The organism is Luteibacter sp. 3190 (genome assembly GCF_031456385.1).
In the GTDB taxonomy this organism is placed as follows: Bacteria; Pseudomonadota; Gammaproteobacteria; order Xanthomonadales; family Rhodanobacteraceae; genus Luteibacter.
On the sequence record NZ_JAVDUO010000001.1, the window covers coordinates 1,896,830 to 1,908,964 of the forward strand.

A 12,135-nucleotide genomic window follows, 5' to 3' on the forward strand; every position below is an offset into this window, starting at 1 on the left:
GTCAGCACATGAACGCACCGCAGCACCCTACCCCGGGCCGCGCGCCGAAGCGCGTCGTCGTCACCGGCATCGGTGGCATCACGGCCCTCGGCAACGACTGGCCGACGATCGAGGCGCGCCTGCGCCAGTTCCGCAACGCCGTGCGCCGCATGGGCGAGTGGGACTACTTCGACAAGCTCAACGGACGCCTCGGCGCGCCGGTCGACGCTTTCACGCAACCGGCGCACTGGTCCCGCAAGCACGTCCGCTCGATGGGACGCGTCGCCCAGCTCGCCGTCGCGGCGAGCGAACGCGCGCTCGACGACGCCGGCCTCCTCGGCGACGAACGCATCGCCGACGGACGGATGGGCGTCGCGTACGGCTCGTCGGGCGGCAGCATCGAACCCGCGCGCACGGTCGGCCGCATGCTCGAGACGGGCTCGATGCAGGGCGTCACGGCCACGAGCTACATCCAGATGATGGCGCACACGACGGCCGTGAACGTCGGCGTGTTCTTCGGATTGAAGGGCCGTGTCGTCACCACGTCCAGCGCGTGCACGTCCGGCAGCCAGGCGATCGGTTACGGCTACGAGGCGATCCAGCAGGGCAAGCAGCTCCTGATGCTCTGCGGTGGCGCCGAGGAACTCTCCGGTCCCGGCGCGGCCGTGTTCGATACCCTCTTCGCCACGAGCACGCGCAACGACGAACCCGCGCTGACGCCGCGTCCGTTCGATGCGCGTCGCGACGGCCTGGTCGTCGGCGAAGGCGCCACGACGCTCGTGCTCGAGGAATACGAGCACGCGATGGCCCGCGGTGCGCGCATCTACGCCGAGGTCGTCGGCTTCGGCACCAACTCCGACGGCGCGCACATCACCCAGCCGACGCGCGAGACCATGGCCGCCGCGATGCGAATGGCGCTCGACGACGCGGGCCTCGCCGCCGCGGACATCGGCTACGTCAGCGCGCACGGCACGGCCACCGATCGCGGCGATGTCGCGGAGAGCCACGCGACCGCCGACGTGCTCGGCGGCGGCGTGCCGATCAGCTCGATGAAGAGCTACGTGGGCCACACGCTCGGCGCCTGCGGCGCGCTGGAAGCGTGGTGGGCCATCGAGATGATGCGCGGCGGGTGGTTCGCGCCGACGATCAACCTCGACACGCCCGATCCGGAATGCGCGGTCCTCGATTACGTCACCGGCGAGGGGCGCGACATCCGCACCGATCACGTGATGAACAACAACTTCGCGTTCGGCGGCATCAACACGTCGCTGATCTTCCGGGCGCACCGCTGATGCGGCGAGTGGTCGTCACCGGCATGGGCGCGGTGTCCTGCCTGGGCGCAGGCCGCGCCGCCCTGTTCGACGGCCTGCGCGCCGGTCGCGCGGGCTTCCGCGCGATGCCCGACTTCGCCGCGCTCGGCATGCGCTGCCAGGTCGCGGCGCCGGCCGACCTTTCGGCGCTGGAACCTCCGCCGCGCAAGCTGCGCCGCTATCTGCCGCAGGCCGCCGAACACGCGTGGCACGCCACGCGCGAAGCGCTCGGCGAAGCCGGCCTCGACGCGTCGCGCGTGCGCGAACGCGACGTCGGCATCGTCATGGGGGGCGCCGCGGCGCTGAGCGAATACGAGGCCGGCCTCGACGTCTTCCATGCGAAGGGCATCTCACGCCTGTCGCCCTTCATCGTGCCGCGAAGCATGGGCAGCGCGGTCTCCGCGACGCTCACCCAGGCGTTCGGCTTCGGCGGTCGCGGTTTCACGGTGGGTTCGGCGTGCACCAGCGCCACCCACGCGATCGGCCAGGCGATGGAGCTCATCCAGCTCGGCCGGCAGGAGATCGTGATCTGCGGCGGCGCCGAGGAGCTGCACGACAAGGCCGCCATGTGCTTCGACGTGATGAACGCGCTGTCGACCACGAGCGTGGCCGGCGAGCGTGTGTCCACGCCGTACGCCGCGGATCGCGACGGCATCCTGCTCGGCGGCGGCGCCGGCGTGCTGGTGCTGGAATCGCTGGATTCGGCGCTCGCGAGAGGCGCGACGATCCTCGCCGAGATGGCCGGGTACGGCGCCGCATCCGATCCCGACGGCATGATCAGCCCCGCCGCCGACGGCATGGCCGAGGCCATGCATCAGGCGATCGATCTGGCGGGGACCTTGCCTGGGTACGTCAATACGCACGCCTGCGCCACGGTGGCGGGCGACCTCGCCGAATGGCAGGCGCTGCGCCGCGTCTTCGGCGATCGCGGGCATCCCGTGCCGCCGATGTCCTCGATCAAGGGCCTCATCGGCCACGCGCCCGCGGCCGCGGGCGCCCTCGACGCCATCGCGGCCATCGGCATGATGGAGAACGACGTCCTGCTGGGCCCGGCCCCCGCGGGCGAGCGCGATGCCGCGTTCGCCGATGCGCCGCTGGTCGAGGGCGAGCTCGCGGCACCCGTGGACAGCGTGCTCTCCAACACCTTCGGCTTCGGCGGCAGCTGCGCCGCGTTGATGATCCGCCGCTACCACGAGGCCGGCGCATGATCGCGCTCAGCGTCGACGCGTGGCGTGCCTGGGCCCCGGGAATCGACGATGCCGCCGGCTGGGCGGCATGGGCCGCGGCGCCGCACGCGATCGTCGACCACGGCGAACAGCCGGCCTGCGAGTTCGTGCCACCGATGCAGCGGCGCCGCCTCAGCCGGCTGGCGCGCATCGTCATGCACGCCGCGTGGCCCCTGTGCGGCGACGACGAGCAGCTGCCGTTCGTCTTCGCCTCGCGGCATGGCGAGACGACCCGCACGTTCGCGATGCTCGACGAGATCGGCCGCGAGGCGCCGCTATCCCCCACGCAGTTCGGCCTGTCGGTGCACAACGCGATCGCCGGCCAGTGGTCGATCCTGCGCGGCCAGCGTGGCGAATCCGTCGCGCTGGCTGGCGAAGCGGACACCTTCGAGCACGCGATCGTGGAGGCGGCCGCACTGCTCGACGAGGGTGCCCCGGCCGTGGTCGCCGTCGTCGCGGAAGAAGTGCCTGCCGCCGCTTACGACGGATGGATCGACGACGTGCCGTTCTCGTATACGCTGGCACTGCGCCTCTCGCACGCGGCGGATGGACAGGGCTGGCATCTCTCGCTCGACGCGAACGAGGGCGCGGCACCCGTCCGGGACTTCCCGCACGCGCTGCGTTTCGTGCGCGCCCTGCACGATCGTGCCACCCTCGATCACCCGTGGAAGACGCGACGATGGACCTGGCAGCCGACAGCGTGACCCGCCGCGACGCCTGGGCCTGGCGCTTCGTCGGCACCGCGCTCAGTTTCGCCCTGTTCGGCATCGGGGGCCTGTTGCTGCGCGTGCTGATCCTCCCCGCGGTGCTGCACTGGCCCGGACCGCCCGCCCTGCGCCGCCGCCGCGCGCGACGCACCGTCGGACGCGCCTTCTGGCTGCACTCGCAATTCATGTATCGGATGGGCGTACTCGATTACCGCTTCGACGGCCTCGAGCGGCTCGGCCGGCCGGGTCAGCTGATCGTCGCCAACCATCCGTCGCTGATCGACGTGGTCTTCCTGCTCGGGCACGTGCCCGACGCGAACTGCGTCGTGAAGCACAGCCTCTGGCGGAATCCCTTCATGCGCGGCCCGGTCCGCGTCGCGCAATACATCAGCAACGACGGCAGCGCCGACATGCTCGACCGCGCGGCGGACGTGCTGCGCGAGGGCCAGACGTTGATCGTCTTCCCGGAAGGCACGCGCACCACGCCCGGCGAGCCGCCGGTGTTCCATCGCGGCGCGGCCGCGATCGCGGTGCGGGGTGCCCGGGTGGTGACGCCGGTGTACATCACCGTGCGCCCTACGACGTTGACCAAGGCGGAACCGTGGTACCGCGTGCCGCACCGTCGCGTGCGCATGGAGCTGCGTGTGGGCGACGATATCCCCGTCGCGAGCTTCAGCGACGGCGTTCCCGCGCCGATAGCCTCGCGCCGCCTCAACGAACACCTCCACGCCCTTTACGCCAGGGAACTGAAGGCATGAACGAACTGGAACGCGACATCGCCCGGCTGATCGTCGAGACGCTCGCGCTCGACCACCTCCGCCCGGAAGACATCGCGGCCGATCAGCCGCTGTTCGGCCAGGGTCTCGGCCTCGACTCGGTCGACGCGCTCGAACTGGCGCTCGCCCTGCAGAACCGTTACGGCCTGCGCATCGCGGCGGATTCGCGCGATGCGCGCGCGCATTTCGAAACCGTGCGCAGCCTCGCCCTCTACGTGCAAGCGAGCGGTAGCCCATGCGCCGGTTGAGCAACCTCGTCCTCGTGGTGATCGGGATCCTCTACCCGTTCATCGTGTACTTCGGCATGGACCACGTGTCGACGCCGCTCTTCGGGCTCATCCTCGGTGCCCTGTGGCTGGTTCGGGCGCCCGCCCTGCTGCGCCAGCCCGGCGGGCGCTGGATGCTCGGCATCACGCTCGTGTACTGCGCCGTGCTCGGCTTCGGCGGCGAGGACCACCTGCTGCGCTGGTATCCCAGCCTGATCTGCGCCCTGCTCCTCGCGGCGTTCGGCCTCAGCCTGAAGTTCGGCCCGCCGATGATCGAGCGGATCGCGCGCGTGACGGAGCCCGACCTTCCGCCCGTCGCCGTGCGCTACACGCGACGCGTTACCTGGGTGTGGGTGGCCTTCTTCGCGCTCAACGGCACGGCGTCCGGCGTCCTCGCCGCATGGGGTCCGTTGTCGTGGTGGACGTTCTACAACGGCATCCTGGCCTATTCCGTCATGGGCGCGCTGTTCGTCGGCGAATGGATCCTGCGCCAGCGGCTGCGTCGCCGCATCAACAAGGCACCGATGGACGGCGCGGCGCTCAGGCTGCGGACGCATCCCTGGGTCGCCGACGCCGCTGGCGGCTACGCGGGCAAGCTCGGCCCCGGCATGGTCGTGGCGCTGTCCCCTTCGGGACGTCTTGCGCTACTGCGTCATGGCCGCGCCGGACTGATCAACGAGCTCGGCCAGGAGGCCGCCGGCGACGACGCGTTGTCCACGCCGCTCGTCTGGCGCTTCGTCGACACCCTGCCGGAGCGGACGCAGGTCGACGCGACTCTCCAGGCACCGCTGCCCGCGCTGCCCGACGTGCTCGGCGAGCGACGCGACGGCGATACGTGGCTGGTCGACCTGGCGTTGCCGCTCGACCTGGCCTGTTTCGCGGAGCATTTCCCCGACGCGCCGGTGCTTCCCGGCGTCCTCCAGGTGGAATGGGCGCTGGCCATGGCGGCGACCCGCCTCGGCACGCCTGCCGCATGCCGTGCGATCGACGCGCTGAAGTTCCAGCGCCTGCTGCGCCCGGGCGACCGCGTGCAGCTCGCGCTGCGCCACGATGTCGCGCGAGGCCGCGTGCAGTTCAGCTGGCGCGTCGACGACGACGCCGTGTCGTCCGGCTTCCTGCACGTCGACGGCGCCCATGCTTAAGGTGGCGACGTCGCACTGGGCCGCGCAGAAGGAGCGTGGCAGCTTCCTCGGCATGAAGCTCACGGCGATCGCGGTGAAGCTGCTCGGCCGCCGCGCGGTCACGCCGGTGATCCACCTGATCGTGCTCTACTTCTTCGCCACCGGACGGCAGGCGCGGCACAACGTCCGTCACTATCAGCGACGCCTGGTCGCGTGGAGCGGCCGCACGGACCTCTTTCCCCGCTCGCGCGCCGTCTTCGCGCAGTACGTCGCCTTCGGCGAGTGCATGCTGGACCGCTTCGACGTATGGCGCGGCAGGCTGAAGCTCTCGTCGATCGACATGGACGATCCGGACGGCGTGCGCGACGCGCTGCTTTCGGGTGCCCGCGGCCAGCTGCTCGTGTGCACGCACCTGGGCAACCTCGATGTCTGCCGCGCGATGGCGGAGGTCGGCGAAGGCGTGGCGCTGAACGTGCTGATGCACCTGCCGAAGGCCGCCCACTTCAATCGCCTGCTCGGCGAATCGGGCGACCGGCGCCTGCGCCTCATGCATGTCGGCGACCTCGACACCGCGGCGATGCTCGACCTCGCCCAGCGCGTGGATCGCGGCGAATGGATCGCCATCGCGGGCGACCGCGTGCCGGAGCACGGCGGCCGCGCCATCGACGTCGACTTCCTCGGGGCTGCGGCTCCCTTTCCGCAAGGCCCGTGGCTGATGGCCGCGATGCTGCGTTGCCCCGTGAACGTCGTCTGCTGCCTGAAGCACGACGGCCGTTACCGCATCCACCTGCGCCGTTTCGACGACGCGGCGACATGGGAGCGGGGACGGCGCGACGCCATCATCGCCGCGTCCGTCTCGCGCTACGCGGCGTGGCTCGCGCAGCACTGCCTCGCGGCACCGTTGCAATGGTTCAACTTCCACCCGTACTGGCAAGGTACGAACGGAGCTTCCGATGCGCGCTAAGGGTGTGCACGCCACGCGGGTCGACATCACGGTCCCGTTCTTCGACGTGGATTCCATGGACGTCGTCTGGCACGGCCATTACGTGAAGTACCTCGAGATCGCGCGCTGCGCGCTGCTCGACGAGCTCGGCCACAACTACACGCGGATGAAGGAGACCGGCTACGTCTGGCCGATCATCGACATCCAGCTGCGCTATGCGCGCGCCGCCCGCTTCGGCCAGGTGCTGGCCGTGCGCGCGGAACTGGTCGAATGGGAGAATCGTTTGAAGATCCACTACACCGTCAGCGATGCCGCCAGCGGCGAACGGCTGACTCGCGCCAGCACCATCCAGGTGGCCGTCCGCGTCGCCGACGGCGAGATGCAGCTGGTGTCGCCCGGCGTGTTCATCGCCGACATCGAACGCGGCCTGGCGCGGCACGACGCCCGCCGCAGCAACGGAACGCCCCCATGAAGTACGCCAGCGCCACCTACGTCGAAGAAACCCGGATCGGGTTCGTCTTCCTGCGCACGCATACGTGGCAGCACCACGTGCTGCGCGTCGCCATCGACGACCTGAAACGCCTGATCGGCGAGCCGCTGCCACGGGGCGGCACGTTGCTGGACGTCGGCTGCGGTCAGGGCCGCTCCTTCCGCCTGCTGCGCGACGCGTTCGCGCCGCAGCGGCTCATCGGGCTCGACGCGGACCCGCACAGCATCGCGATGTCGCACGCCGAAGCGCGACGCGAGGGCATCGAGGCGACGCTCCTGCTTGGCGACTGCGCCAGCATCGACCTGCCCGACGCATCGGTCGACGTCCTGTTCTGCCACCAGACCTTCCACCATCTCGTGGAACAGGAGCGCGCGCTCGATGAGTTCTGGCGCGTGCTCAAGCCCGGCGGCCTGCTGCTCTTCGCCGAATCGACCAGGGCGTACATCGACACGTGGGTGATCCGCTGGTTCTTCCGCCATCCGATGCACGTGCAGAAGAGCGCCGACGAATACCTCGCGATGCTGCGCGGCCGCGGCTTCGCTTTCGACGACGCCCACGTATCGCTGCCCTACCTCTGGTGGAGCCGATCGAAGGATTTCGGCCTCCTGGAGCGCTGGGGCATCAAGGCGCCGCCACCGCCGGGCAAGCGCGACGAAACGCTGGTCAACGTGGCCGCGCGAAAGCCTCGCCTCGACGCATGAGGACGTACCTGAACGCCCTCGGCGTGGCCTGCTCGCTCGGCGTCGGCAAGGCGGCGGTCGCCGACGCGCTGTTCGCGGCGGCGGCGCACGGCCTGCGACCGCGCGACGGCTGGGTGCCGTCGCGCGCGCTGCCGGTGGGCGCCGTGGACACGGACCTCCCGCCGATGCCGGCCGGCCTCGAGCATCGGGACACCCGGAACAACCGGCTGCTCCTGCTCGCCGCGCAAGAAATCGAATCCGACGTGCGGGCAGCGATCGCGCGCTTCGGCGCCACCCGCGTGGGCATCGTCGTCGGCACCAGCACCACCGGCATCGAGGAAGCCACGCGCGGCATCGCCACGCGCGGCGTCACCGGCACGTGGCCGGACGGCTATCGCTATGCCGACCAGGAGCTCGGTGCCCCGGCCGCCTTCCTCGCCGAGTGGCTCGGCGCCTCAGGTCCCGCGTACGGCATCTCCACGGCATGCACCTCGGGCGCACGCGCGCTGCTCAGCGCGCGTCGCCTGCTGCGCATGGGCCTATGCGACGCCGTGATCTGCGGCGGCGCCGACACGCTGTGCCGCCTCGCCACCCACGGCTTCCACGCCCTCGAAGCGACGGCGGCAGAGCGCTGCGCGCCGTTCTCGCGCTCGCGGCGCGGCATCAACATCGGCGAGGCCGCCGCGCTGTTCCTGATGACGCGGGAGGATGCGCCGATCGCGTTCCTCGGCGGCGGCGCGAGCTCGGACGCGTACCATATGTCGTCCCCCGACCCGGACGGCCACGGCGCCACCGACGCGATGCGTCGCGCGCTCGACGCCGCGGGCATCGCCGCATCGAGCATCGATTACGTGAACCTCCACGGTACCGCCACCGAGCACAACGACGCGATGGAAAGCCGCGCCATGGCTGCCGTCTTCGGCGCCTCCGCGGTCGCCTGCTCGTCGACCAAGGCGCTCACCGGCCATACGCTCGGCGCCGCCGGTGCCCTGGAAGCGGCATTCTGCTGGCTCGCGCTCGGCGACGCGCGGCGCCGCCTGCCGCCGCATGCATGGGATGGCGACGCCGATGCCACCCTTCCGTCTCTCGCCTTCACGCGGGTGGGCGACGCGCTGCCGGCGGGCCGGCGCCACCTCATGAGCAATTCGTTCGCGTTCGGCGGCAACAACGCGAGCGTGATCCTGGCGGGTGGCGCATGACGACCTGGTCGATCGACGAACTCCTGCCGCACGCCGGCCGCATGATCCTGCTCGACCGCGTGGTCGCCTGGGACGCCGAGCGCATCGTCTGCGAACGCGTGGTGCGGGCCGGCGACGCCTTCGTCGACACGCACGGTTTCCCGGCCTGGGCCGGCGTGGAGCTCATGGCGCAGGCCATCGCCGCGTGGAACGGCTGCCAGGTGCTCGCCGCGGGTGGCGCCGTGCGCCCGGGCTTCCTTCTCGGCACGCGCGCCTACCGCGCCGACGCGGACACGTTCCCGACCGGCACGAAACTCACCGTCGAAGCCGTGCGCCAGTTCCACGACGACGACGGGATGGGCGCGTTCGCCTGTCGCATCGACGCGCCGGGCATGCACGCCGAGGCGCGCCTCACCGTTTTCAGTCCGCCGGATCCCACGCCATTCCTCGATCCGCGCAACCCACTCGATTCCCGGGGTACCCCACCATGACCGACACCGTCCTCGTCACCGGCTCCAGCCGGGGCATCGGCCGCGCGATCGCGCTGAACCTCGCCGACGCCGGCTACGACCTCGTGTTGCACTGCCGTTCGCGGCGCGAGGAGGCGGAGGCCGTGCAACAGGCGATCGAGGCGAAAGGCCGCGCCGCGCGCGCCCTCCAGTTCGACATCTCCGACCGCGCGGCATGCGCCCAGGCCCTCGAGGCCGATGTCGCCGCGCACGGCGCGTACTACGGCGTGGTCTGCAACGCCGGCCTCACGCGCGATGGCGCGTTCCCCGGCCTCACGTCCGACGACTGGGACCAGGTGCTGCGCACGAATCTCGACGGCTTCTACAACGTGCTGCATCCGCTGGCGATGCCGATGATTCGTCGCCGCGCCGCGGGGCGCATCGTGTGCATCACGTCGGTGTCGGGACTGATCGGCAATCGTGGGCAGGTCAATTACAGCGCCTCGAAGGCCGGCGTGATCGGTGCCGCCAAGGCGCTGGCCGTCGAACTGGCCAAGCGCCGGATCACCGTGAACTGCGTCGCGCCCGGGCTGATCGATACCGACATGCTCGATCCCGACGTGCCGGTGGAGCAGATCCTGAAAGCCATCCCGATGGAGCGCACCGGCACGCCGGAGGAGGTCGCCGCGGCCGTCCGCTTCCTGATGAGCCCGGAAGCGGGTTACATCACGCGGCAGGTGCTCGCCGTGAACGGCGGACTCTGCTGACGGATCGTCATGACCCGCGCGGGGACCCGCTACCGAAGGGTGGGAGCCGATCGTATCGGCGATGCATCCGACGCGGCGTCCGTCGCCTAAGCTAGGGCCATGCGCTCCCTTCGCTCCCTCGCCGAATCCGACCGCTTCGCCGACGTCGTCCGCGTCGCCCTCGCGCTGACGGGCATCGTGGTCTGGTGCGCCACGCGCGGACCGGCGACGGCGATCGTTCCCGCGCTGCTCGGCGCCATCGCCTGCGCGCTCGCCGAAACCGACGACGCGTGGCGCGGACGCCTGCGCGGCCTCGCCGTCACGCTGCTGTGCTTCGCCGCCGCGGCCGCGCTGGTCGAAGCCACCATCGCGACACCGCTGCTCTTCGCGCTGGTGCTCGGCCTCGGCACGTTCCTTCTCGTGATGCTCGGGGCCGCGAGCGGGCGCTACGCCACCATCGCGACCGCCACCCTGATCCTCTCGGTCTACGCGATGATCGCGTCCGACGCCGCGGGGGACGGGCGCGAGGTACTCGCCATCCTCGCCGGTGCGGCCTGGTATGGACTGCTCTCGCTGCTGTGGAGCGTCATGGCGCCGCACCGTGCCGTGCGCCACGCGCTCGCCCGGCTGTTCGGCTCGCTGGCGAACCTGATGGAGGCGCGCGCCGCGCTCTTCGAACCCGTGCACGGCCTCGATCGGCATGGCCTCGCGGTGACGTTCGCGCGCCGCAACCGCGAGACGGTCGACGCGCTGGCGGCGGCGCGCGGCGCGCTGGTCGACCGCATCGGACGCCGCCAGCCGCGTGGGCGCGCCGCGGCCCGGCTGGCCATGTTCTTCGTCGCGCAGGACATCCACGAGCGGATCAGTTCGTCGCACTACCCCTACGACGAACTTGCGGCGGCGCTCTACCACAGCGACGTCATGTTCCGGTTCGGACGGCTGCTGCGCCTGCAGGCCATCGCCTGCCGAGACCGCGCGGATGCGATCCGCCGCGGCGCCCCGATCGCTTCCATCGCCCTGCCCGACTCCGCGCTCGCGGACGTGCGCGATGCGATCGCCTGGCACCGTGCACGCGCACACGACGACCGGGCCGTCGACGACGCCTTGTCCGCGCTGCTGACGAACATGGAACGACTCCAGGCCGAGCTCGGCAACGACGGCAGCCTGCGCGCGGACGCGGACAACGCGTTGCACGACGGCGAACCCGCCTCGCCACGCGAAGCGCTCGCGCGCATCCGCGTCCGGCTCAACCGGCGCTCGATGCATTTCCGCCACGCCGTCCGCCTCACGACCGGCATGCTCGCCGGCTATGCGCTGGTGCAGGCGCTGCATCCCGGCCATGGATTCTGGGTGCTGCTGACCACGCTCTTCGTCTGCCAGCCCAGCTACGGCGCCACGCGCCGGCGCACCCTCCAGCGCATCGCCGGAACGACGATCGGCCTCGTCGTCGGCTGGGCACTCCTGCGCCTGTTGCCGGGCGGGGAGTGGCGGTTGCCGGTCATCGTCGCCGCCGGCGCCGCGTTCTTCGCGTTCCGGTTGCGCCGCTATACCGCGGCGACAGCGGTGATCACGCTGTTCGTCCTGCTCTGCTTCGATCTCGTCGGCGCGGGTTACGCGGCCATCGGCCCGCGCCTGCTGGACACGCTCCTCGGGGCGCTCGTCGCCGTCGCGGTCCTCCACTACGTGCTGCCCGACTGGCGCGTCCGCCGGCTCGACGACATCGTCGCCGACGCGCTACTGGCGTACGCTCGTTACCTGCAAGCCATCGCGACGCAGTACGTGGACGGCCGCGCGGACGACCTGCCCTACCGCGTCGCGCGGCGCGACGCCCATGCCACCCAGGCAGCCGTCGCGGGAAACGTCGCGGAACTGCTCGCCGAACCGGGCCATCCGCGCGAGCGGGGCGAGCGGGGGTTGCGGCTCGTGGCCGAGCTCCAGGCCGGGCTCTCGCACCTGTCGACGCTCGGCGCGCACCGGCAGGCGCTGCCCGCGGCGGACGCCGCGACGGCCACGGCGCTCGCCGCCGCGATCGCCCATCGGTTCGATGCGCTGGCGGAACACGTGCGGGCGGGCACGCCCGAGGCTCCGATGGATGGCGCCAGCGTCGCCGATGAGGGTGCCGACGCTCCCGACGCGCTGCGACTGTTCACCGCCCAGTGCCGCCTGCTGACCCAGATACACGACCGGATGGCCGCCCTCCCGCCCCTCTGATGCTGCGACGCGCCGTGGCTTGACGGCCGCCCCACGCTACGATGGGTAGCTTT

13 protein-coding genes are annotated in these 12,135 nt (G+C 71.2%); all 13 read left to right on the plus strand.

Annotated features, from left to right (window positions below; genetic code table 11):
- Positions 1–8: 8 nt before the first annotated feature.
- Positions 9–1,271 carry a beta-ketoacyl-ACP synthase gene (locus J2X58_RS08595; RefSeq protein ID WP_310047579.1) on the plus strand — a complete coding sequence of 421 codons (1,263 nt, stop codon included), beginning with the start codon at positions 9–11 and terminating at the stop codon, positions 1,269–1,271.
- Entirely contained in the window at positions 1,271–2,497 is a 1,227-nt protein-coding gene (locus J2X58_RS08600; protein ID WP_310047580.1) for a beta-ketoacyl synthase N-terminal-like domain-containing protein, read from the plus strand. The genes J2X58_RS08595 and J2X58_RS08600 overlap by 1 nt, the downstream gene beginning before the upstream one ends.
- Positions 2,494–3,219 (plus strand): beta-ketoacyl synthase chain length factor, encoded by a 726-nt coding sequence (locus J2X58_RS08605; RefSeq protein WP_310047581.1) that lies wholly within the window; start codon positions 2,494–2,496, stop codon positions 3,217–3,219. The genes J2X58_RS08600 and J2X58_RS08605 overlap by 4 nt, the downstream gene beginning before the upstream one ends.
- Complete coding sequence (locus J2X58_RS08610; RefSeq protein ID WP_310047583.1) at positions 3,195–3,980, plus strand: lysophospholipid acyltransferase family protein; 786 nt, start codon at positions 3,195–3,197, stop codon at positions 3,978–3,980. Before J2X58_RS08605 ends, J2X58_RS08610 begins: the two co-directional genes overlap by 25 nt.
- Positions 3,977–4,246, plus strand: coding sequence for a phosphopantetheine-binding protein (locus J2X58_RS08615; protein WP_310047586.1), 270 nt, complete (start codon positions 3,977–3,979; stop codon positions 4,244–4,246). The genes J2X58_RS08610 and J2X58_RS08615 overlap by 4 nt, the downstream gene beginning before the upstream one ends.
- On the plus strand, positions 4,234–5,406 hold the full coding sequence (locus J2X58_RS08620) for a hypothetical protein (RefSeq protein WP_310047588.1): 1,173 nt from the start codon (positions 4,234–4,236) through the stop codon (positions 5,404–5,406). Before J2X58_RS08615 ends, J2X58_RS08620 begins: the two co-directional genes overlap by 13 nt.
- On the plus strand, positions 5,399–6,349 hold the full coding sequence (locus J2X58_RS08625) for a glycosyl transferase (protein ID WP_310047589.1): 951 nt from the start codon (positions 5,399–5,401) through the stop codon (positions 6,347–6,349). The genes J2X58_RS08620 and J2X58_RS08625 overlap by 8 nt, the downstream gene beginning before the upstream one ends.
- Positions 6,339–6,800 (plus strand): acyl-CoA thioesterase, encoded by a 462-nt coding sequence (locus J2X58_RS08630; RefSeq protein WP_345784560.1) that lies wholly within the window; start codon positions 6,339–6,341, stop codon positions 6,798–6,800. Before J2X58_RS08625 ends, J2X58_RS08630 begins: the two co-directional genes overlap by 11 nt.
- The gene (locus J2X58_RS08635) at positions 6,797–7,519 is read left to right on the plus strand and encodes a class I SAM-dependent methyltransferase (protein ID WP_310047590.1); all 723 of its coding nucleotides are present in this window, start codon (positions 6,797–6,799) and stop codon (positions 7,517–7,519) included. The genes J2X58_RS08630 and J2X58_RS08635 overlap by 4 nt, the downstream gene beginning before the upstream one ends.
- A complete protein-coding gene (locus tag J2X58_RS08640) occupies positions 7,516–8,697 on the plus strand; it encodes a beta-ketoacyl-ACP synthase (RefSeq protein WP_310047591.1) in 1,182 nt (393 codons plus the stop codon). The genes J2X58_RS08635 and J2X58_RS08640 overlap by 4 nt, the downstream gene beginning before the upstream one ends.
- Positions 8,694–9,167, plus strand: coding sequence for a hotdog family protein (locus tag J2X58_RS08645; protein WP_310047593.1), 474 nt, complete (start codon positions 8,694–8,696; stop codon positions 9,165–9,167). The genes J2X58_RS08640 and J2X58_RS08645 overlap by 4 nt, the downstream gene beginning before the upstream one ends.
- Positions 9,164–9,892: a 3-oxoacyl-ACP reductase FabG gene (gene fabG, locus J2X58_RS08650; protein ID WP_310047595.1), complete on the plus strand. Its 729-nt coding sequence runs from the start codon at positions 9,164–9,166 to the stop codon at positions 9,890–9,892. Before J2X58_RS08645 ends, fabG begins: the two co-directional genes overlap by 4 nt.
- A 99-nt stretch (positions 9,893–9,991) precedes the next feature.
- Positions 9,992–12,082, plus strand: a complete 2,091-nt coding sequence (gene yccS, locus J2X58_RS08655) for a YccS family putative transporter (protein WP_310047596.1) — start codon at positions 9,992–9,994, stop codon at positions 12,080–12,082.
- Positions 12,083–12,135: the final 53 nt, after the last annotated feature.

Excerpts from the sequence above, each read along its gene's own strand:
- J2X58_RS08595 (WP_310047579.1), top strand. The coding sequence starts at position 9 with ATGAACGCACCGCAGCACCCTACCCCGGGCCGCGCGCCGAAGCGCGTC.
- J2X58_RS08600 (WP_310047580.1), top strand. The coding sequence starts at position 1,271 with ATGCGGCGAGTGGTCGTCACCGGCATGGGCGCGGTGTCCTGCCTGGGC.
- J2X58_RS08605 (WP_310047581.1), top strand. The coding sequence starts at position 2,494 with ATGATCGCGCTCAGCGTCGACGCGTGGCGTGCCTGGGCCCCGGGAATC.
- J2X58_RS08610 (WP_310047583.1), top strand. The coding sequence starts at position 3,195 with ATGGACCTGGCAGCCGACAGCGTGACCCGCCGCGACGCCTGGGCCTGG.
- J2X58_RS08615 (WP_310047586.1), top strand. The coding sequence starts at position 3,977 with ATGAACGAACTGGAACGCGACATCGCCCGGCTGATCGTCGAGACGCTC.
- J2X58_RS08620 (WP_310047588.1), top strand. The coding sequence starts at position 4,234 with ATGCGCCGGTTGAGCAACCTCGTCCTCGTGGTGATCGGGATCCTCTAC.
- J2X58_RS08625 (WP_310047589.1), top strand. The coding sequence starts at position 5,399 with ATGCTTAAGGTGGCGACGTCGCACTGGGCCGCGCAGAAGGAGCGTGGC.
- J2X58_RS08630 (WP_345784560.1), top strand. The coding sequence starts at position 6,339 with ATGCGCGCTAAGGGTGTGCACGCCACGCGGGTCGACATCACGGTCCCG.
- J2X58_RS08635 (WP_310047590.1), top strand. The coding sequence starts at position 6,797 with ATGAAGTACGCCAGCGCCACCTACGTCGAAGAAACCCGGATCGGGTTC.
- J2X58_RS08640 (WP_310047591.1), top strand. The coding sequence starts at position 7,516 with ATGAGGACGTACCTGAACGCCCTCGGCGTGGCCTGCTCGCTCGGCGTC.
- J2X58_RS08645 (WP_310047593.1), top strand. The coding sequence starts at position 8,694 with ATGACGACCTGGTCGATCGACGAACTCCTGCCGCACGCCGGCCGCATG.
- fabG (WP_310047595.1), top strand. The coding sequence starts at position 9,164 with ATGACCGACACCGTCCTCGTCACCGGCTCCAGCCGGGGCATCGGCCGC.
- yccS (WP_310047596.1), top strand. The coding sequence starts at position 9,992 with ATGCGCTCCCTTCGCTCCCTCGCCGAATCCGACCGCTTCGCCGACGTC.